Source organism: Streptomyces sp. NBC_00091 (assembly GCF_026343185.1).
GTDB lineage: Bacteria > Actinomycetota > Actinomycetes > Streptomycetales > Streptomycetaceae > Streptomyces.
Map to the genome: position 1 here is coordinate 157,292 of NZ_JAPEMA010000004.1, position 18,929 is coordinate 176,220.

Consider the following 18,929-nt stretch of genomic DNA (forward strand, 5'->3'; position numbering starts at 1 on the left):
CAGGGCCCGGCCCGGTGTGGCCGTGCCGGCCGGGCGCCGGCCGGCAGCCCGGCGACGCGGCCCCGGGCGGGCACGCCGGGGCCGTCCCCGGCCGCGGGGGCCTCGCCCCGGTCCGCACGCGCGCCGCGCGGGCAACCATGCAGGCCGGGGCCGCGTCTGTCCGGGAGGGCTGCGCAGCCCCGGCACCATCCGGCCCGGCGGGCCGCACCACCTCGGAGGCCTCATGAGCGGCAGCGACCAGCGCGCCGTCGTCGTCGGCGGCGGACTCGCCGGAGTCACCGCCGCGCTCGAACTCGCCGACGCCGGACTGCGGGTCACCCTGCTGGAAGGGCGCCCCCGGCTCGGCGGGCTGGCCTTCTCCTTCAAGCGCGGCGACCTGACCGTCGACAACGGCCAGCACGTCTACCTGCGCTGCTGCACCGCCTACCGCTGGTTCCTCGACCGGGTCGACGGCGCCGCCCTGGCCCCGCTCCAGGACCGGCTCGACGTACCCGTCCTCGACGTGGCCCGCCCCGGCCGGCCCCGCCTCGGCCGGCTGCGCCGCAGCGCCCTGCCCGTACCCCTGCACCTGGCCGCCTCCCTGGCCACCTACCCGCACCTCTCCCTCGCCGAGCGGGCCGCCGTCGGCCGCGCCGCCCTCGCGCTGCGCCGCCTCGACCCCGCCGACCCGGCGCTCGACGGCCTCGACTTCGCCACCTGGCTCGCCCGCTACGGCCAGTCCCCGCGCACCGTCGAGGCCCTCTGGGACCTCGTCGGCATCGCCACCCTCAACGCCACCGCCGACCAGTCCTCCCTCGGCCTGGCCGCCATGGTCTTCAAGACCGGCCTGCTCTCCGAGAACGGCGCCGCCGACATCGGCTGGGCCAGGGTCCCGCTCGGAGACCTCCACGACACCCTCGCCCGCAAGGCCCTCGACGCCGCCGGCGTACGGACCGAGCTGCGCACCCGGGTCACCGCCGTCTCCCGTACCGCGGAGGGCGGCTGGCAGGTCGACACCGAGGGCGAGTCCTTCGACGCGGGCACCGTCGTGTTCGCCGTCCCGCAGCGCGAGGCGCACGGCCTGCTGCCCGCCGGAGCGCTGGCCGACCCGGACAAGCTCCTCGACATCGCCACCGCCCCCATCCTCAACGTCCACGTGGTGTACGACCGCAAGGTCCTCAAGCAGCCCTTCTTCGCCGCACTCGGCACCCCCGTCCAGTGGGTCTTCGACCGCACCGACGCCTCCGGACTCACCGACGGGGGCCAGTACCTGGCCCTGTCCCAGTCGGTCGCCCAGGACGACATCGACGAGCCCGTCTCGGTCCTGCGCGCCAAGTACCTGCCCGAGCTGGAACGGCTCCTGCCGGCCGCGCGCGGCGCGAAGGTACGGGACTTCTTCGTCACCCGCGAACGGACCGCCACCTTCGCCCCCACCCCCGGCGTCGGCCGGCTGCGCCCGGGCCACCGGACCGACACGCCGGGGCTCTACCTCGCCGGTGCGTGGACCGCCACCGGCTGGCCCGCGACCATGGAGAGCGCCGTCCGCAGCGGCCTCGGCGCGGCCCACGCCGCGCTCGCCGCTCTCGGCCGCCCCCGCGAACACCCCCTGCAGGAGGCGGTATGAGCATCACGACCACCAGCACAGCACGTACAGGAACCAGAGGAGAGCCAGTGAACCCGGGGAACCCGGCTGTCGAGAACACGGATGCCGGCACGGGCGCGGCCGGAGGGGGAGTGGAGAAGGCCGACACCCTCGCCCTCCTGGAACGCGGCCGCACGCTGTCGACGCCCGTGCTCCGCGCGGCGGTGAGCCGGCTCGCGGCGCCCATGGACACCGTCGCCGCCTACCACTTCGGCTGGATCGACGCCCAGGGCAACCCGGCGGACGGCGACGGCGGCAAGGCCGTGCGCCCCGCCCTCGCGCTGCTCTCCGCCGAGGCGGCCGGCGTCGCCGCCGAGATCGGCATCCCCGGAGCCGTCGCGGTCGAGCTCGTCCACAACTTCTCCCTGCTGCACGACGACCTGATGGACGGCGACGAGCAGCGCCGCCACCGCGACACGGTGTGGAAGGTGCACGGGCCCGCCCTCGCCATCCTGGTCGGCGACGCCCTCTTCGCCCTCGCCAACGAGGTGCTGCTGGAACTGGGCACCGTCGAGGCCGGCCGCGCGACCCGCCGCCTGACCACCGCCAGCCGCAAGCTCATCGACGGCCAGGCCCAGGACATCTCGTACGAGCACCGCGAGCGCGTCAGCGTCGAGGAGTGCCTCGAGATGGAGGGCAACAAGACCGGAGCCCTGCTCGCGTGCGCGGTGTCGATCGGCGCCGTGCTCGGCGGCGCGGACGACCGTACGGCCGACAAGCTGGAGGAGTACGGCTACCACCTCGGCCTCGCCTTCCAGGCCGTCGACGACCTCCTCGGCATCTGGGGCGACCCGGAGTCCACGGGCAAGCAGACCTGGAGCGACCTGCGCCAGCGCAAGAAGTCCCTGCCCGTCGTCGCGGCCCTCGCGGCGGGCGGACCCGCATGTGAGGAGCTCGCGAGGCTGCTGGCGGCCGACGCCAAGAGCAACGACCTGGAGAACTTCTCCGAGGAGGAGTTCGCCCACCGCGCCGCGCTCATCGAGGCCGCCGGCGGCCGCCAGTGGACCGCCGACGAGGCGCGCCGCCAGCACGCGGTGGCGATCCGCGCGCTGGACGAAGTGGACATGCCGCAGCGGGTGCGGGAGCAGCTCGTGGCCCTCGCCGACTTCGTCGTCGTGCGCAAGAGGTGATCACCGCCGGATTTTGGATATGAATCGCGAGTCGCCGGCCGGCGGCGCCAGCTGCTGAGGCGCCCCGGCCGACGGCAGACCCCAGCACGGCAGAGGAACACTGTTCGAAGGGGAAGCCATGACAGCGACGACCGACGGCGGCGGTGCAATGGCCGGCGGCGCGGATCCGGAACACGACGGTACGACGGCCACGGCGGCCGCCCCGGCGGCGGGACCGCCCGGCCTGCGGCGGGACGTCCAGGAGGCCACCGACCGGGCCGTGGGCGAACTGCTGGCCCGCCAGGACCCGGTGGGCTGGTGGAAGGGCGACCTGGAGACCAACGTCACCATGGACGCCGAGGACCTGCTGCTGCGGCAGTTCCTCGGCATCCGGGACGAGGCCGTCACCCACGCCACCGCCCTGTTCATCCGGGGCGAGCAGCAGGCCGACGGCACCTGGGCCACCTTCCACGGCGGACCGCCCGTACTCTCCGCCACCATCGAGGCGTACGTCGCCCTGCGCCTGGCCGGGGACCCGCCCGACGCCCCGCACATGGCCCGCGCCTCGGCCTGGATCCGGGCCCACGGGGGGATCGCCTCCGCCCGGGTGTTCACCCGGATCTGGCTGGCGCTCTTCGGCTGGTGGAGCTGGGACCACCTGCCCGAACTGCCGCCCGAGCTGGTCTTCCTGCCGCCCTGGGTGCCGCTCAACATCTACGACTTCGGCTGCTGGGCCCGCCAGACGATCGTCCCGCTCACCATCGTCTCCGCACTGCGGCCGGTCCGCCCCGCACCCTTCGCCCTCGACGAGCTGCACACCGACGCGCGCGACCCGGACCCGGCCAAGCCACCCGCCCCGCTGGCCAGTTGGGACGGGGCCTTCCAGCGGATGGACAAGGCCCTGCACCTCTACCGGCGCATCGCCCCGCGCCGGCTGCGCAAGGCGGCCATGGACTCCGCCGCCCGCTGGATCATCGAGCGCCAGGAGAACGACGGCTGCTGGGGCGGGATCCAGCCCCCCGCCGTGTACTCCGTGATCGCCCTCCACCTGCTCGGCTACGACCTCGAGCACCCGGTGATGCGGGCCGGGCTGGACTCCCTCGACCGCTTCGCGGTGTGGCGCGAGGACGGCGCCCGGATGGTCGAGGCCTGCCAGTCCCCGGTCTGGGACACCTGCCTCGCCGCCATCGCCCTCGCCGACGCGGGAGTCCGCCCCGACCACCCGGCCCTGGTCAGGGCCGCGGACTGGATGCTCGGCGAGGAGATCCGTCGCCCCGGGGACTGGGCCGTGCGCCGGCCCGGACTCGCCCCCGGCGGCTGGGCCTTCGAGTTCCACAACGACAACTACCCCGACATCGACGACACCGCCGAGGTGGTCCTGGCACTGCGCCGGATCAGGCACCCCGAACCGGCGAAGGTCGAGGCGGCCATCGCCCGCGGGGTCTCCTGGAACCTCGGCATGCAGTCGAGGAACGGCGCCTGGGGCGCCTTCGACGCCGACAACACCAGCCCCTTCCCCAACCGGCTGCCCTTCTGCGACTTCGGCGAGGTCATCGACCCGCCCTCGGCCGACGTCACCGCCCACGTGGTGGAGATGCTCGCGGCGGAGGGCAGGGCCGCCGACCCCCGCACCCGGCGGGGCCTCGCCTGGCTCCTCGCCGAACAGGAGCCGGAGGGGCCCTGGTTCGGCCGCTGGGGCACCAACTACGTCTACGGGACGGGCTCGGTGGTGCCGGCCCTCACCGCCGCCGGGATCGCCCCCTCGCACCCCGCGGTCCGGCGGGCCGTGCGCTGGCTGGAATCCGTACAGAACGAGGACGGCGGATGGGGCGAGGACCAGCGCTCCTACCAGGACCGCTCCTGGGCCGGGAAGGGCGCCTCGACCGCCTCCCAGACCGCCTGGGCGCTGATGGCTCTGCTGTCGGCGGGGGAGCGTGCGGGCAAGGCCGTCGAGCGGGGCCTGGCGTACCTGGTGGAGACCCAGTGCCCCGACGGGACCTGGGACGAGCCGCACTTCACCGGCACCGGATTCCCCTGGGACTTCTCCATCAACTACCACCTCTACCGGCAGGTGTTCCCGCTCACCGCCCTCGGCCGCTACCTCCACGGAGAACCCTTCGGCCCGGAGCGGCAGCACGCCTCAGCGGCCGGGGAGGCATGATGCCCGCCAGAGCGGAGCCCCCGCCGCTGCTGGTCGCCTGCGCCCTGCGCATCGAGCGGGCGGCCCTGCGCGGCGCGGCCCGGGGCGGGCCCGGGGCCGGCGCCCTGCTGCGTACCGGCATGGGCCCCCGCGCCGCCGAGCGGGCCGTCGCCCGCGCCCTGGAGAGGCCCGGGATGGGGCGGGCGGCCGTCCTCGCGACCGGGTTCTGCGCCGGCCTCGTCCCCGGCATGCACCCCGGCGACCTGGTCGTCGCCGAGGAGACCCGGGACCCCCGCGGGGTGGTCACCTGCACCGGCACCGCCCTGCTCGCCGAGGCACTGGCCCGCGCCGTTCCCGGCCGGACCGTGCACACCGGCGCACTGACCGGATCCGACCACGTCGTCCGGGGCCAGGAGCGCGCGCAGCTGCGCGCCACCGGCGCCGTCGCGGTCGACATGGAGTCCGCGGCCACCTTGTGGGCCGCCGCCGCGCCGGGGCGTCCGGTTGCGGCCGTCCGGGTGATCGTGGACGCTCCGGAGCACGAGCTCGTCCGTATCGGCACGGTTCGCGGTGGAATATCTGCCTTCCGTGTACTGCGTGCCGTACTACCCGCGTTTTATGAATGGCACCGTTCGTTGCTGCTTCCCAGGAGGTGAAACCAGATGGCCATGCCCTTGCGACAGTCCATCAGGGTCGGGACCTATCTTCTCGAACAGAAGCTCCGCAAGCGTGAGAAGTTCCCGCTGATCGTCGAGCTGGAGCCGCTCTACGCCTGCAACCTGGCGTGTGAAGGCTGCGGGAAGATCCAGCACCCGGCCGGGGTGCTCAAGCAGCGCATGCCCGTCGCCCAGGCGGTCGGCGCCGTGCTGGAGTCCGGCGCGCCGATGGTCTCCATCGCGGGCGGCGAGCCCCTGATGCACCCGCAGATCCACGAGATCGTGCGGCAGCTGGTGGCGAAGCGGAAATACGTCTTCCTCTGCACCAACGCCATGCTGCTCCGCAAGAAGATCGAGAAGTTCACCCCGTCGCCCTACTTCGCCTTCGCCGTCCACATCGACGGACTGCGTGAACGCCACGACGAATCGGTGGCCAAGGAAGGCGTCTTCGACGAGGCGGTCGCGGCCATCAAGGAGGCGAAGAGCCGCGGATTCCGGGTGACCACCAACTCCACCTTCTTCAACACCGACACCCCGCAGACGATCATCGAGGTACTGAACTTCCTCAATGACGACCTCCAGGTAGACGAGATGATGATCTCGCCCGCCTACGCCTACGAAAAGGCACCCGACCAGGAGCACTTCCTGGGCGTCGAACAGACCCGGGAACTCTTCAAGAAGGCCTTCGCCGGAGGAAACCGCCGCCGCTGGCGGCTCAACCACTCCCCGCTCTTCCTCGACTTCCTGGAGGGCAAGGCCGATTTCCCCTGCACCGCCTGGGCCATTCCGAATTACTCGCTCTTCGGCTGGCAGCGCCCCTGCTACCTGATGAGCGACGGCTACGTGCCCACCTACCGGGAACTGATCAACGACACCGACTGGAGCAAGTACGGCCGCGGGAAGGACCCGCGCTGCGCGAACTGCATGGCGCACTGCGGCTACGAGCCCACCGCCGTCCTCGCCACCATGGGCTCCCTCAAGGAGTCCCTGCGCGCCGCCCGCGAGACCATCGCCGGCAACCGGGACGCGTCGGCATGACGACCGGACAGGGCGGGGGCGGGGGCGGGGGCGGGAGCGGACAGGGCGGGCCGAAGGGCTTCGACCTCGCCGCGCTCCTGGCCGAGCGCGGCGGGGAACGCTACGAGCTGCACGCCCGCCACCTCAACCACCAGCTGCCCCGCATGCTGCACACCATCGGCTTCGACAAGGTCTACGAGCGGGCCGAGGGTGCCCACTTCTGGGACGCCGAGGGCAACGACTACCTGGACATGCTGGCCGGGTTCGGAGTGATGGGCCTGGGCCGGCACCACCCGGTGGTACGCCAGGCCCTGCACGACGTCCTGGACGCCCAGCTCGCCGACCTGACCCGCTTCGACTGCCAGCCGCTGCCCGGGCTGCTGGCCGAGAAGCTGCTCTCGTACAGCCCCCACCTGGACCGGGTCTTCTTCGGCAACAGCGGCACCGAGGCGGTGGAGACCGCCCTGAAGTTCGCCCGGTACGCGACCGGGCGGCCCAGGATCCTCTACTGCGACCACGCCTTCCACGGGCTGACCACGGGCTCGCTGTCGGTCAACGGCGAAGGCGGCTTCCGCGACGGCTTCGCCCCGCTGCTCCCCGACACGAAGATCGTGCTCGGGGACCTGGCCGCGCTCGAGCGCGAACTGCGGCGCGGGGACGTGGCCGCCTTCGTGGTCGAACCCGTCCAGGGCAAGGGGGTGCTCGCCCCACCGCCCGGGTTCCTGCGCGCCGCGCAGGAGCTCCTGCACCGGCACAAGGCGCTCCTGATCGCCGACGAGGTGCAGACCGGCCTCGGACGGACCGGCACCTTCTACGCGTACCAGCACGAGCCGGGCGTGGAGCCGGACCTGGTGTGCGTGGCCAAGGCCCTCTCCGGCGGCTACGTGCCGGTCGGCGCGACCCTGGGCAAGGACTGGATCTTCCAGAAGGTCTACTCGTCCATGGACCGGGTGCTGGTGCACTCCGCCAGCTTCGGTTCCAACGCCCAGGCGATGGCGGCCGGGCTGGCGGTGCTGTCGGTCATGGAGGACGAGCAGCTGGTGGCCAACGCCCGTGCCATGGGCGACCTGCTGCGCGGGCGGCTCGCGGCGCTCGTGGACGAGTACGAACTGCTCCACGAGGTGCGCGGGCGCGGGCTGATGATCGGCATCGAGTTCGGCAGGCCCTCCTCCCTGGCCCTGCGCAGCCGGTGGACCGTGCTCCAGGCGGCCCGCAAGGGGCTGTTCGCCCAGATGGTCGTGGTGCCGCTGCTGAGCAAGCACCGGATCCTCACCCAGGTCTCCGGGGACCACCTGGAGGTCATCAAGCTCATCCCGCCGCTCGTCGTGGACGAGGCGGACGTGGAGCGCTTCGTCGCGGCCTTCCGGGAGGTCATGGACGAGGCGCACGGCGGGGGCGCGCTGATGTGGGACTTCGGCCGGACGCTGGTGAAGCAGGCGGTCGGCAACCGCTGAGCCGGGGGCCGGAGGGGGCCCGTCCCCCTCCGGCCGCCGTCCCCTGCGGCCCCTGCGGCCCCTGCGGTCAGTCCAGGAGCCGCTCCCGCAGCCGGTCCAGCACCTCGGGGGCGAGCCCGAGCCCCTCGGCGAGGTATGCGTCCACTCCGCCCCACTGCTCGTCGATGGTCTCGAAGGCCGCGAGCAGGTACCCGGAGCGGGCGTCGAACAGGGGCGCCAGCAGCTCCATCACCTCGGGGGAGCGGGCCTCGGGCGCCTCGCTGCCGCGGCGCACCCGGTAGCGGTTGTGCGGGGCGTTCGACTCCAGGTAGTCCGCCACGATCGCCTCGCGCTCGACGCCGAGGGCGAGCAGCGTCACGGCGATCGACAGCCCCGCCCGGTCCTTGCCCGCCGCGCAGTGCATGAGCGCCGGCACGCTGTCCCGCGCGAGCGCGTGCACGACCCGGCTGTGCTCGGCGGTGCGGGTACGGATCATGGCGCGGTACGAGTTCGCCATGCGGGCGGCCGCCTTGCCCTCGCCCAGGACGGCGCGGAGCTGGTCGAGGTCGCCGTCGCGGACCATCGTCCAGAACTCCCGGCCGTCGGCCGGATCCGTCAGCGGGATGTTCACGTTGAGGACACCCGGCAGTTCGACGTCGGCCCCCTCCAGGGCCTGGTCGGCTCCGTTGCGGAAGTCGAAGACGGTGTGCAGGCCCAGCGAGGCGAGGAACTCTGCGTCGGTTTCGGTGGCATGCGCGAGATGTCCGCTTCGAAACAGTCGTCCCGGCCTGACCCTTCGTCCGTCCGTGGTCGGCAGCCCGCCCACGTCACGGAAGTTGCGCACTCCGGAGAGCTCCGGCCCCGGTTCGGGGCGGGCCGGAAGGGGCTGGGGTATCTGCTGGGTCACGTGTACTCCTCCGCGTGGTCCTGTGATGTCCGAATTGGTCCGGTTGGGAACAACTTGCCATAGGTGGAGGCGAGATCGGGCCGGGCCCCGTGAGCCAGATCATACGGTGACCGAGCGTGCCTGATCACGAGAACCGAATTCCCTTGTGGGGGCGGTTGTTGATGGGGTGGAATGGACACAGGGTGACCAGAATTCCATTGATCCCCCATATCTGCGATTCCGTCAGGGAATTCGTGGCTTGTTGCCCGACGCTCCACTCGATTACCTTCGCGATCGATCCGGGTGGACCGCCTAATCCTGCCGCCGCCCGGGAACCGCACCCGACCATCGACGCGCGCGGCAGGAGCGGGGGAACCACGTAAGCCGCTGCTTCCGGATCATTTCCGGCGCAGCTCGGGGTGAAGCCGCACTCGTGCTCCGCACGTACGGCCGGACATCTCCAGTCCGAACCCGACAGCTCACCTCGCAGGCGCCGGAGAGGAATTCGCCATGCCCGGAAAGGGTAAGCACCGCCGTCCGAAGTCCCGTTCGATATCCCGCGGCCTCGCCGTCGCCGGAACCGGCGGCGCTGCCCTCGCGCTGCCGCTGATGGGCGCCGCCGGCGCCCAGGCCGCCCCGGCCGCCGCCCCGGCCAAGGCCGCACCCGCGCAGACCGGGCAGGCCCCCGAGGCCGCCCCGGCCGCCACCCCCGAGGCCGCGCCGACCCTCTACACGGTGGTGCCGGGCGACCACCTCTCGAAGATCGCCGCCGAGCGCCACCTCTCCGGCGGCTGGGAGCAGCTGTACGCCGACAACCGCGAGGCCGTCGGCGAGAACCCCTCCCTCATCCACCCGGGCCTGAAGCTGACGCTCGGCGGCGGCCAGGGCGGGGCGCCCGCCCCGAAGGCTCCTGCGGCCGCGCCCGAGGAATCCTCGAGCGACGCTCCGGCCGGCGGCGAGGACGCGGCCGACGAGGCGCCGTCCGCGAAGGGCTCCGGCAAGGGCACCGGCACGGGCACCGGCAAGGGCTCCGGCACCGAGGCCGGCGGCTCGGCCGCGCAGGGCTCCTCCGCCCCGGCCAAGGGCCAGAAGGCCGCCGCGCCCGCCGCGCCCGCCACCACTTCCGGGTTCACGGCCCCCGTCGGCGGCGGGGTCTCCACCCAGTACCGGGTGAGCGGTGCCATGTGGTCCTCCGGTTACCACACCGGCGTCGACTTCATCGCGAGCACCGGCACCACCATCAAGGCCGTCGGCGCGGGCACCGTGGTTTCCGCAGGCTGGGGCGGCGCGTACGGCAACGAGGTCGTCATCAAGCACGCCGACGGCAAGTACTCCCAGTACGGCCACCTCTCCCAGCTGTCCGTCTCGGTCGGCCAGAGCGTGACCGGCGGCCAGCGCATCGGCCTCTCCGGCGCGACCGGCAACGTGACCGGCCCGCACCTCCACTTCGAGATCCGCACGGGCCCGTCCTACGGCTCGGACATCGACCCGCTGGCCTACCTCCGCTCCAAGGGCGTGAGCATCTGACGGCACCCGCCGTCGGCACGGTGACACGCGTGGGGCCGGGACCCGAGGGGGGTCCCGGCCCCACGTGTACTTATTCCTTATCCCCCGCGTGGTATAGATCACGGTCCGTCAACCCCTCATTACGTTGGCGTAGGTTGGTTGCCAAGGTGAAGGATGTTGTCCCGTGGCAGCGACGAAGACGACACTCAAGACCATCGGCTCGTACGCGGCGATCGGGGACAGCTTCACCGAGGGTGTGGGGGACCCGGGACCCGGGGATTCGTATCTCGGCTGGGCGGACCGGCTCGCCGTACTCCTGGCCGATCAGCGCGAAGAACACGACTTCCGGTACGCGAATCTGGCGGTACGGGGCAAAGTGCTCGACCAGATCGTGGCCGAGCAGGTGCCGAGAGCCAAGGACCTCGCCCCCGACCTGGTCAGCTTCTGCGCGGGCGGCAACGACATCATCCGTCCCGGCAGCGACCCGGACGACGTGGCGGAGCGGTTCGAGGCGGCCGTGGCCGACCTCACCAGCTCCGTCGGCCTCGTGATGATCACCACCGGCTTCGACACCCGGGGCGTGCCGGTCCTCAAGCACCTGCGGGGCAAGGTGGCGACGTACAGCGCGCACGTCCGCGCCATCGCCGACCGGTACGACTGTCCCGTGCTCGACCTCTGGTCGCTCAAGTCCGTGCAGGACCGGCGGGCCTGGGACGGCGACCGGCTCCACCTCTCGCCCGAGGGACACACCCGCGTCGCCCTGCGCGCCGCGCAGGTCCTGGGCTACGAGGTGCCGGCCGACCCGGACCAGCCCTGGCCGCCCGTCCCGCCGCGCGGATCGGTGGACGTCACCCGGGACAACATCCAGTGGGCGCGCGAACACCTCGCGCCCTGGATCGGCCGGCGGCTGCGCGGGGAGTCCTCCGGCGACCACGTCGAGGCCAAGCGCCCGGACCTGCTGCCGCTGTAGCCGTCACGCGGGGGAGGGGACGCCGCGCGGTCGGGCGACCGGTCCGGCGAGCGGTCGGGAGAGCGGTCCGCCGAGCGGGACTTCGCGCGGCGGAATCCTCAGGGGGTGGTGTGCGTTGGGATGGTCGTAGACGCACGACCGTCCCACCCCATCCGCACCTTCCAGGAGGCGCCTTGACCGGCTCCCTTCCCCTGCGTCCCCGGCTGCGCGCCCTGCGGCCCGAAGCCTTCGGCGCGGATCCGTCCGGCGCACGGCTGGAGCGGATCCTGCGCTCGCCGAACTTCGCCGACGGCGTCTTCCAGAACCCAGTGGGGGCCCGGACCAGGCCTTCCGGGTCGATGGCGGAGTTCGCCAAGATCTACTTCCACAAGGAACAGCGGGCCCGGCGCAACCCCGGCGCGCCGATCCCCGTGCACCCGACCACCCTCGCCGACCTGGCCAAGCCCCCCGCCGGCGGGCTGCGCCTGACCTGGATGGGCCACTCCAGCGTGCTCGCGGAGATCGACGGCCGCCGGGTGCTCTTCGACCCGGTGTGGGGCGAGCGGTGTTCCCCCTTCCCCTTCGCCGGCCCCAAGCGGCTCCACCCGGTCCCGGTCCCGCTGGCCTCGCTGGGAGACGTGGACGTCGTCGTCATCTCCCACGACCACTACGACCACCTCGACCTCCCCACCATCAAGGCCCTGGCCGGCACGGACACGGTCTTCGCCGTCCCGCTCGGCGTGGGCGCCCACCTCGAGCGCTGGGGGGTCTCCCCGCACCGGCTGCGCGAGCTGGACTGGAACGAGGCCACCGAGGTCGCAGGGCTCACGCTGACGGCCACCCCCGCCCGCCACTTCTGCGGACGCGGCCTGCGCAACCAGCAGTTCACCCTGTGGGCCTCCTGGGTCGTGACGGGCGAGGAGCACCGGATCTTCCACAGCGGGGACACCGGCTACTTCCCGGGCTTCAAGGAGATCGGCGCCACGCACGGGCCCTTCGACGCCACGATGATCCAGATCGGCGCCTACTCCGAGTACTGGCCCGACATCCACATGACCCCCGAGGAGGGCATGCGGGCCCACCTCGACCTCCAGGGCGGGGCCCCGCTCGGCACGATGCTGCCGATCCACTGGGGCACCTTCAACCTGGCGCTGCACCCTTGGGACGAGCCCGGCGAGGGCACCGTCGCCGCCGCCGGGGCGGCCGGTGCCGCCGTCGCCCTGCCGATCCCGGGCCAGCCCTTCGAACCCGGCGCGGCCGACGCGCCGGCCGAGGCGTGGTGGCGGCCCTTCGTGGCGGCCGGCCCGGCCCCGGCCGCGGTCGCCCCGGCGCCGGCGGGCCCGGCCCGGCCGGCCGGCGCCCCCGCCGCGGCCCCGGCCCCGGCCGCGGGGCGGGAGGAGCCGGAGGCGGTGGGCTCGTAGGCCCGTCCGGCCTGCTCGTGCGGCCGGGAGCGTGTACGCCCCCGGCCGCACGGGCGTACGCGCTCCCGGCGCATTCGGGCGGCCGTACGAGCGCTCCATCGGGAGCGGGAAGCACCCCGGTGAAGTTCCCCAACTGGGCAACAGCTGCGGGAGCGTGCGGTCTAGCGTGGGTATCCGGTGATCAACACCGGGCCCCGCGACACGGTGGGGGCCGGGCCCCACGTACCGAGGACGCCGATGTCCGGACTCCGCGCCGCCCGCCACTCCCCGTCGAGACACGCCGTCACGGGCCCCGGCCGGCAGATACGCCCCCAGCTGGTCCGCACCGCCCTGCTGCCCACGCTCGCCGCCGGGCTCAGCGGCACCGCCGCGGTGATCTTCACCCTGCACCTCGGCGGCGGCGCCGGGGAGCGGGACGCCCGGCTGTGGCCGGTGCTCGCGGGCTGCGCCCTGCTCGCCGTCGGCGCGCTCGCCGCCGCCCTGCTCGGGGCCCAGCGCGCCGCCAAGGCCGTCCGGGACCGCTGCGAGGCGCTGCGCCGCTCCAGCATGCGCGGGCGCCAGGAGCTGCGTACGGCCGCCGAGCGGCTCGAACGCGGGGAGAACCCGGCCCGCCCCGTGCGCGGGGGCCAGACCGGCCCGCCGCCCGACGGGGACCAGGCCGGGGTGGACGAGTTCTGGCTGCTCGCGCAGGAGCTGCGCGGCGCCCGCGAGCAGGCGCAGACCACCCTCGTACGGCTGGCCCTGCGGGCCGCGCCGAGCGACAGCGACCGCAAGGTGGAGGTCTTCGTCAACCTCGCGCGCCGGCTTCAGTCGCTCGTGCACCGCGAGATCTCGCTGCTCGACGGGCTCGAGGACACGGTCGAGGACCCGGACCTGCTGAAGGAGCTCTTCCACGTCGACCACCTCGCCACCCGGATCCGCCGGCACGCCGAGAACCTCGCCGTGCTCGGCGGGGCCGCCTCCCGGCGCCAGTGGACCCGGCCCATCGACCTGAGCGAGGTGCTGCGGTCCTCGGTGGCCGAGGTCGAGCAGTACACGCGGGTCAAGGTGGTGCCCCCGGCCGGCGGCACCGTCCGCGGCCATGCCGTCGCCGACGTGGTGCACCTGCTGGCGGAACTCGTGGAGAACGCCACCGTGTTCTCCGCCCCCGACACGGACGTGGTGGTGCGGGCCGAGCGGGTCACCGCCGGGATCGCGGTCGAGGTGGAGGACCGCGGGCTGGGCATGCCGGCGGAGGAGCAGCATCGGATGAACACCCTGCTGGGCGACCCCGACCAGGTCAGCGTCCGCCACCTGCTTGCCGACGGGCGGATCGGCCTGTTCGTGGTCTCGGCGCTGGCCCGGCGGCACGGGATCGCCGTCGAGCTGAAGTCGAACATCTACGGCGGGGTGCTCGCCGTGCTCGTGCTGCCCCAGGGGCTGCTGGGCGCGGAGGCGCCGAACGCCGCCGACGCGGCGGGCGGTTCGCGGGCCACGTCGTGGGGCACCGTCTCCTGGCCCGACACCCACCGCACGCCCCCGCCTCCCCAGGCCCCCGCACCCCGGCTCCCGTCCCCGGCGCCCGTCCCGGTCCAGCCCCCGGCCCCGGAGCCCGTCCCGGTCCAGCCCCTGGCGCCCGTCGCGGTCCAGCCCCCGGCCCCGATGCCCGTCCCGGTCCAGTCCCCGGCCCCCGTCCCGACCCAGGCCCCGACCCCGACCCCGACCCCGACCCCGACCCAGGCCCCGACCCCGGCCCCGGCACCGGATCCGGCCTGGGCCCCGACCCCGACCCCGACCCCGGCCTGGGGCCGGACTACGGCGCTGGGCGGCCCCCTCCCCGACGCCGGGCAGGTCGCGGACCCGGGCCGGGGCCGGGCCCCGGACACGGCCCGGCTCCCGGACTCGGGACCGGAGCTGGATCTGGTCGGGGTCCCGGGGCTCGAGCCGGCCCGGGCCTGGGACCGGGGTCCGGCCCCGGAAGCCGGGCGGGCCGTAGACCCGTTCCGGCCGGCGGACCCGGTTCCGGGCGGGCCCTGGTCCCCGGCCCGGCCCCCCGCCCCGGCGCCGCAGGGGGCTCCCGACCTGGTGCCCGCCCCGGCGCCGCTGCCGCGGCGCGTACCGCACCAGGCCCCCGCCCCCGCCCCGGCCCCGGACGGCGACGCGGCCCGGCCGCCCCTGCCCCGGCGCCGGGCCCAGCAGCACCTCGCGCCCCAGCTGCGCGAAACCCCCGCCCCCCGGCGGGCCGACGCAACCGAACAGCCCGTGCACGACCCCGGCCTGATGGCGGCCTTCCAGCGGGGCTTCGGCCTCGCGCAGTCGGAGCAGCAGGCATGAACCCCAGCAAGGAGCACACCCCCATGGCCGGCGAACTGGCGACGAAGACAGGCAGCCTCTCCGATCTCGACTGGCTGCTCAGCGGCCTGGTCCAGCGGGTGCCGTACACGCGCAGCGCGGTACTGCTCACCGCCGACGGACTCGTCACTTGCGTACACGGCCTGGACTCCGACAGCGCCGACCACATGGCCGCCCTGGCCTCCGGCCTGTACTCCCTGGGACGCAGCGCCGGAGCCCGCTTCGGGGACGGGGCGGAGGTCCGGCAGGTGGTGGTGGAGCTCGACACGGCGCTCGTCTTCGTCTCCGCGGCCGGCTCCGGCACTTGCCTGGCGGTGCTCGCGGACCGGGAGGCCGACGCCGGCGTGCTCGGCTACGAGATGGCGATGCTGGTCAAGAGCGTACGGCCGTACCTGGCGGCCCCGCCGCGCCGGCCCGTCGCCGACGCGGAGCGATGAGGGCCTGGGCGAGGGGGGCCCACGGTTTCCCCGCGGCGCGGGACACACCCTGGCTGGACGATTCGGCGGGCCGGGTGATGCGCCCGTACACGGCGAGCGGCGGCCGGACCCGTCCGGCCGTCGCGCTCGACCTGCTCTCCCTGATGACCGCGACCGGCGTCCGCCCGAGGGTGTCGCTCGGCGCCGAGCACACCCTCGCGCTGCGGATCTGCGCCGGCGCGGCGGCGGTGACGGTGGCCGAGGTGGCCGGGCAGCTGCGGCTCCCGGCCGTGGTGGTGAAGGTGCTGTTGTCCGATCTGATGGAGTACGGGGCCGTCATGGCGCAGGCGCCGCGGTTCCCGGGCGGCGGCTCGTTCGCCGCCGACGACCAGTCCCTGCTACGGGCGGTGCTCGATGGCCTACGTCGACGGCTGTGAGGCCCCGGTCCTGCCCGCGACCCTGAAGATCCTGGTCGCGGGCGGGTTCGGGGCGGGGAAGACCACCTTCGTGGGCGCGGTCAGCGAGATCGAGCCGCTGTGCACGGAGGAACTGCTGAGCGGGCTGAGCGAGAGCGCCGACCCGCTCGACGGGGTGGAGGCGAAGACCGCGACGACGGTCGCGCTGGACTTCGGGCGGATCACCCTGGACGACCGGCACGTCCTGTACCTCTTCGGCACGCCCGGGCAGGAGCGCTTCTGGTTCCTGTGGGAGGAGCTGTGCGCGGGCGCGCTCGGGGCGGTGGTCCTCGCCGACACCCGGCGCCTGGCCGACTGCTTCCCCGCCGTGGACTTCTTCGAGCGGCGCGGGATCGGCTTCGTCGTCGCCGTCAACGAGTTCGAAGGCGGCCACCGCTACACGTCGCGGGAGGTCCGGGAGGCCGTGGGCCTGGGCCCGGACGTGCCCGTCGTACGGTGCGACGCGCGGCTGACGGGTTCCGGTACGGGAACCCTGGCGGCCCTCGTCCACCACCTGCTGTCCACGGCCCAGCAAGCCCAGCAAGCCCACTCGGATCCGGGGGAACCGCCATGACCTACTACGAATCGACCGGCCACCTGCTGCTCACCCCGGTGGACCGGGAGGCGCCCGCACGTACCGTCCGGCTCCGCGAGATGGACCTGGGCGAGCGGGTGGACGCGGAGCTCGACGCCTTCGCCCACCGGGTCGCCCGGACGCTGGAGGCCCCGTACGCGGGCGTCAACTTCGTCGGTGAGGAACGGCAGTTCTTCGCCGGCCTGCACCACGGCCCGCAGGCCCCGGCGAGCGGCTACCCGGCCCGGGTACTGCCCCGGGACCACGGCTACTGCCCGCACGTGGTGGTGCGGCGGCGGGCCCTGGTGCTGGAGGACGTACGGGACTTCGCGCGCTTCGCGGGCAACGCGGTCGTGGACGAGAGCGGGGTGCGCTCGTACCTCGGGGCGCCCCTCACCGACCGGCGGGGCATCGTACTGGGCACCGTGTGCGCGGTGGACGTGGTGCCGAGGCGGTGGGGGACGCAGGGTCTGACGACCGTCAAGGCCCTCGCCGCCGAGCTGGTGGAGCTGCTGCACGGCCGCGAGGACCGCCGCGGCTGACCTTCCTAGCGCAGGAAGGCGGTGATCCGCTGCCGCAGCGAGGCCGGGTCCAGCCCGTGGGCGGCGGTGTGCTCGTCGATCGTGCCGTAGCGGCGGAGCTCGGCGCGCCCGACGCCGAGCGGCAGCACGCGGTGCGGGACCTCCATCAGGGCCTGCCCGGCGGCCGCCGCCGAGGTGCCGGCGAGGTACGGCTCGACCAGCACCACATCGGGGGCGGCCCGCCCCGCGGCGGCGCGCAGGGCCTCGTCGTCGAAGGGCCGCACGGTGGTGGCGTACAGGACGGTGACGTCGAGGCCCTCGGTCGCGTCGAGGACGTTGTCGAGCAGCGGGCCGACGGCGACCACCACACCCGCGCTCCCCTTCCGTACGGTCTGGAAGCGCAGGTCCTCGCGCGGGGGGCGGGGCGCGCTGTTGGACTGCTGGGAGAGCCGGACGTACACCCGGTCGTCCCCGGCGGCGTAGGCGTGGCGCAGCAGCGCCTCGGCCTCGTCGGGGTGGCCGGGCACGTGGACGGTCCAGCCGTCGAGGGTGTCGAGCAGCGCCACGTCTCCGGGTGCCATGTGGGTGAACCCGCCGGCCGGCCAGTCGTAGCTGGCGCTGGAACTGACCAGCACCCCGCCGGTGTCCTGGTGCCCGAAGTCCAGCTTGACCTGCTCGAACGCGCGCTCGACGAGGAAGCTGGCGAAGGTGTGCACCACGGGCCGCAGCCCCGTGAGGGCCAGCCCGCCGCCCACGCCGACGAGCAGCTGTTCCCGGATCCCGACGTTGATCACCCGGTCCGGATGCCGTTGCTGGGCGGGCCGGAACCCGTCCATGGTGATCTCGGCGAGCACGAGTGCCAGCCGGTGGTCCTCGTCGAGCGCGCGCGACGTGACCGAGATGAACCGCTCCCGCATGGTGTCCATGACGTCCATGACCTTCCCCCTCAGAACTTCTTCTCGACGCGGGCGACGACGGCGTGCGGCCGGCCCGGATGCGGTGTGGTGAAGGCGGCGTGCAGCGCCGCGTGGTCCCGGCCGTCCACGGTGACCGCGCTCCAGCCGGCCGCCTCGAAGCGGGAGGCGATCCCGCCGGGCCAGCCGTGGGTGGCGGAGTCGTTGTCGATCACCACGGTGTGCAGCGCCTCCAGCCCGGCCGAGCCGGCGTAGGCGATGGCCTCGTGGTTGCTGCCCTCGTCCAGCTCCGCGTCCCCGATCAGCACCCACACTGCCGCCTCGTCCAGCCCCTGCGCCCGCAGCCCGAGCGTGCTGCCGACGGCGAGCGGCAGCCCGTGCCCGAGCGAGCCGCTGCCGATCTCCACTCCGGGGATCAGGGTGCGGTCGGGGTGGTGGCCGAGCGGGGAGTCGTACGTACCGAAGCCGGGCAGCCAGTCGACGGGGAAGAACCCCTTGGCCGCGAGGACGGCGTAGTAGGCCATCGGCCCGTGCCCCTTGGACAGCAGGAACCGGTCCCGCCCGGGGTCCCCGGCACTCCCGGGCCCGACCCGCAGCACCCGGTCGTACAGCACCCAGAGCACGTCCAGCGTGGAGGTGGCGGCGGGCCCGTGCTTCTCGGCCCCGGTCATGAGCGCGATCAGCCGGTCCAGATCCTCGTGGCGGAAGCCTGCGTCCGCGGATACCTGTGTCATACAGGAACCATGCGACCTCAAGTGCGCTTGAGGTCAAGCGCCGCCGCCCCCGTACATCACATCCCGCCACCCCGCGAAAGGCGCGCGCGACCACCCCCGGAAGTGCGGTATTGTTCTCGTGCCGGTGAGGCCAGGGGAAACCCCAGGTCAGCGGGCATCGGGACGTGGCGCAGCTTGGTAGCGCACTTGACTGGGGGTCAAGGGGTCGCAGGTTCAAATCCTGTCGTCCCGACCATGCTTCATGCA

At 73.8% G+C, this 18,929-nt stretch carries 17 protein-coding genes, 1 tRNA gene and 1 riboswitch; of the genes, 15 read left to right on the forward strand and 3 right to left on the reverse strand.

Annotated elements, in window-relative coordinates; all coding sequences use genetic code 11:
* Positions 1-223 precede the first annotated feature (223 nt).
* The 6 genes from hpnE (at position 224) to OOK34_RS33865 (ending at position 7,997) form a co-directional block, all read left to right on the forward strand.
* Positions 224-1,603, forward strand: a complete 1,380-nt coding sequence (gene hpnE, locus OOK34_RS33840) for a hydroxysqualene dehydroxylase HpnE (RefSeq protein ID WP_267037995.1) — start codon at positions 224-226, stop codon at positions 1,601-1,603.
* Positions 1,600-2,751 (forward strand): polyprenyl synthetase family protein, encoded by a 1,152-nt coding sequence (locus tag OOK34_RS33845; RefSeq protein ID WP_267037996.1) that lies wholly within the window; start codon positions 1,600-1,602, stop codon positions 2,749-2,751. The genes hpnE and OOK34_RS33845 overlap by 4 nt, the downstream gene beginning before the upstream one ends.
* Positions 2,752-2,869: 118 nt before the next feature.
* Positions 2,870-4,891, forward strand: a complete 2,022-nt coding sequence (gene shc, locus OOK34_RS33850) for a squalene--hopene cyclase (protein WP_267037997.1) — start codon at positions 2,870-2,872, stop codon at positions 4,889-4,891.
* Positions 4,891-5,526, forward strand: a complete 636-nt coding sequence (locus OOK34_RS33855; protein WP_267037998.1) for a 1-hydroxy-2-methyl-2-butenyl 4-diphosphate reductase — start codon at positions 4,891-4,893, stop codon at positions 5,524-5,526. Before shc ends, OOK34_RS33855 begins: the two co-directional genes overlap by 1 nt.
* Before the next feature lie 6 nt (positions 5,527-5,532).
* On the forward strand, positions 5,533-6,564 hold the full coding sequence (gene hpnH, locus OOK34_RS33860) for an adenosyl-hopene transferase HpnH (RefSeq protein WP_267037999.1): 1,032 nt from the start codon (positions 5,533-5,535) through the stop codon (positions 6,562-6,564).
* On the forward strand, positions 6,561-7,997 hold the full coding sequence (locus OOK34_RS33865; RefSeq protein WP_267038000.1) for an aspartate aminotransferase family protein: 1,437 nt from the start codon (positions 6,561-6,563) through the stop codon (positions 7,995-7,997). Before hpnH ends, OOK34_RS33865 begins: the two co-directional genes overlap by 4 nt.
* Positions 7,998-8,064: 67 nt before the next feature.
* Here the strand turns inward: OOK34_RS33865 and OOK34_RS33870 are convergent, their stop codons facing one another.
* Entirely contained in the window at positions 8,065-8,883 is an 819-nt protein-coding gene (locus tag OOK34_RS33870) for a tyrosine-protein phosphatase (RefSeq protein WP_267038001.1), read from the reverse strand.
* A 318-nt stretch (positions 8,884-9,201) separates the two neighbouring features.
* Positions 9,202-9,368: riboswitch (cyclic di-AMP (ydaO/yuaA leader) on the forward strand.
* Between the two features lie 4 nt (positions 9,369-9,372).
* Here OOK34_RS33870 and OOK34_RS33875 point away from each other — a divergent pair.
* The 8 genes from OOK34_RS33875 to OOK34_RS33910 all read left to right on the forward strand — a co-directional run bounded on the left by OOK34_RS33875 (position 9,373) and on the right by OOK34_RS33910 (position 17,056).
* Positions 9,373-10,389: a LysM peptidoglycan-binding domain-containing M23 family metallopeptidase gene (locus OOK34_RS33875; protein WP_267038002.1), complete on the forward strand. Its 1,017-nt coding sequence runs from the start codon at positions 9,373-9,375 to the stop codon at positions 10,387-10,389.
* A gap of 163 nt (positions 10,390-10,552) precedes the next feature.
* Complete coding sequence (locus OOK34_RS33880) at positions 10,553-11,338, forward strand: SGNH/GDSL hydrolase family protein (RefSeq protein WP_267038003.1); 786 nt, start codon at positions 10,553-10,555, stop codon at positions 11,336-11,338.
* Between the two features lie 173 nt (positions 11,339-11,511).
* Entirely contained in the window at positions 11,512-12,738 is a 1,227-nt protein-coding gene (locus tag OOK34_RS33885; protein ID WP_267038004.1) for an MBL fold metallo-hydrolase, read from the forward strand.
* Positions 12,739-12,975: 237 nt separating this feature from the next.
* Positions 12,976-15,051, forward strand: a complete 2,076-nt coding sequence (locus OOK34_RS33890; protein WP_267038005.1) for a sensor histidine kinase KdpD — start codon at positions 12,976-12,978, stop codon at positions 15,049-15,051.
* 23 nt (positions 15,052-15,074) lie between these two features.
* A complete protein-coding gene (locus OOK34_RS33895; protein WP_007267614.1) occupies positions 15,075-15,506 on the forward strand; it encodes a roadblock/LC7 domain-containing protein in 432 nt (143 codons plus the stop codon).
* A gap of 77 nt (positions 15,507-15,583) precedes the next feature.
* Complete coding sequence (locus OOK34_RS33900) at positions 15,584-15,922, forward strand: DUF742 domain-containing protein (protein ID WP_267038006.1); 339 nt, start codon at positions 15,584-15,586, stop codon at positions 15,920-15,922.
* The gene (locus OOK34_RS33905; protein ID WP_267038007.1) at positions 15,900-16,514 is read left to right on the forward strand and encodes an ATP/GTP-binding protein; all 615 of its coding nucleotides are present in this window, start codon (positions 15,900-15,902) and stop codon (positions 16,512-16,514) included. Before OOK34_RS33900 ends, OOK34_RS33905 begins: the two co-directional genes overlap by 23 nt.
* Positions 16,511-17,056 (forward strand): GAF domain-containing protein, encoded by a 546-nt coding sequence (locus tag OOK34_RS33910; protein ID WP_267038008.1) that lies wholly within the window; start codon positions 16,511-16,513, stop codon positions 17,054-17,056. Before OOK34_RS33905 ends, OOK34_RS33910 begins: the two co-directional genes overlap by 4 nt.
* 5 nt (positions 17,057-17,061) lie before the next feature.
* Here the strand turns inward: OOK34_RS33910 and OOK34_RS33915 are convergent, their stop codons facing one another.
* Positions 17,062-17,970: a transketolase family protein gene (locus OOK34_RS33915; RefSeq protein WP_267038009.1), complete on the reverse strand. Its 909-nt coding sequence runs from the start codon at positions 17,968-17,970 to the stop codon at positions 17,062-17,064.
* An 11-nt stretch (positions 17,971-17,981) separates the two neighbouring features.
* Positions 17,982-18,683, reverse strand: coding sequence for a transketolase (locus OOK34_RS33920; protein WP_267038010.1), 702 nt, complete (start codon positions 18,681-18,683; stop codon positions 17,982-17,984).
* Between the two features lie 158 nt (positions 18,684-18,841).
* Between OOK34_RS33920 and OOK34_RS33925 the strand changes: the two genes are divergently transcribed.
* Positions 18,842-18,918, forward strand: a tRNA-Pro gene (locus OOK34_RS33925).
* Positions 18,919-18,929: the final 11 nt, after the last annotated feature.

What these genes read in the sequence shown, in the direction of transcription:
- hpnE (WP_267037995.1), top strand. Translation starts at nt 224, where the DNA reads ATGAGCGGCAGCGACCAGCGCGCCGTCGTCGTCGGCGGCGGACTCGCC.
- OOK34_RS33845 (WP_267037996.1), top strand. Translation starts at nt 1,600, where the DNA reads ATGAGCATCACGACCACCAGCACAGCACGTACAGGAACCAGAGGAGAG.
- shc (WP_267037997.1), top strand. Translation starts at nt 2,870, where the DNA reads ATGACAGCGACGACCGACGGCGGCGGTGCAATGGCCGGCGGCGCGGAT.
- OOK34_RS33855 (WP_267037998.1), top strand. Translation starts at nt 4,891, where the DNA reads ATGCCCGCCAGAGCGGAGCCCCCGCCGCTGCTGGTCGCCTGCGCCCTG.
- hpnH (WP_267037999.1), top strand. Translation starts at nt 5,533, where the DNA reads ATGGCCATGCCCTTGCGACAGTCCATCAGGGTCGGGACCTATCTTCTC.
- OOK34_RS33865 (WP_267038000.1), top strand. Translation starts at nt 6,561, where the DNA reads ATGACGACCGGACAGGGCGGGGGCGGGGGCGGGGGCGGGAGCGGACAG.
- OOK34_RS33875 (WP_267038002.1), top strand. Translation starts at nt 9,373, where the DNA reads ATGCCCGGAAAGGGTAAGCACCGCCGTCCGAAGTCCCGTTCGATATCC.
- OOK34_RS33890 (WP_267038005.1), top strand. Translation starts at nt 12,976, where the DNA reads ATGTCCGGACTCCGCGCCGCCCGCCACTCCCCGTCGAGACACGCCGTC.
- OOK34_RS33895 (WP_007267614.1), top strand. Translation starts at nt 15,075, where the DNA reads ATGGCCGGCGAACTGGCGACGAAGACAGGCAGCCTCTCCGATCTCGAC.
- OOK34_RS33900 (WP_267038006.1), top strand. Translation starts at nt 15,584, where the DNA reads ATGCGCCCGTACACGGCGAGCGGCGGCCGGACCCGTCCGGCCGTCGCG.
- OOK34_RS33905 (WP_267038007.1), top strand. Translation starts at nt 15,900, where the DNA reads ATGGCCTACGTCGACGGCTGTGAGGCCCCGGTCCTGCCCGCGACCCTG.
- OOK34_RS33910 (WP_267038008.1), top strand. Translation starts at nt 16,511, where the DNA reads ATGACCTACTACGAATCGACCGGCCACCTGCTGCTCACCCCGGTGGAC.
- OOK34_RS33915 (WP_267038009.1), bottom strand. Translation starts at nt 17,970, where the DNA reads ATGGACGTCATGGACACCATGCGGGAGCGGTTCATCTCGGTCACGTCG.
- OOK34_RS33920 (WP_267038010.1), bottom strand. Translation starts at nt 18,683, where the DNA reads ATGACACAGGTATCCGCGGACGCAGGCTTCCGCCACGAGGATCTGGAC.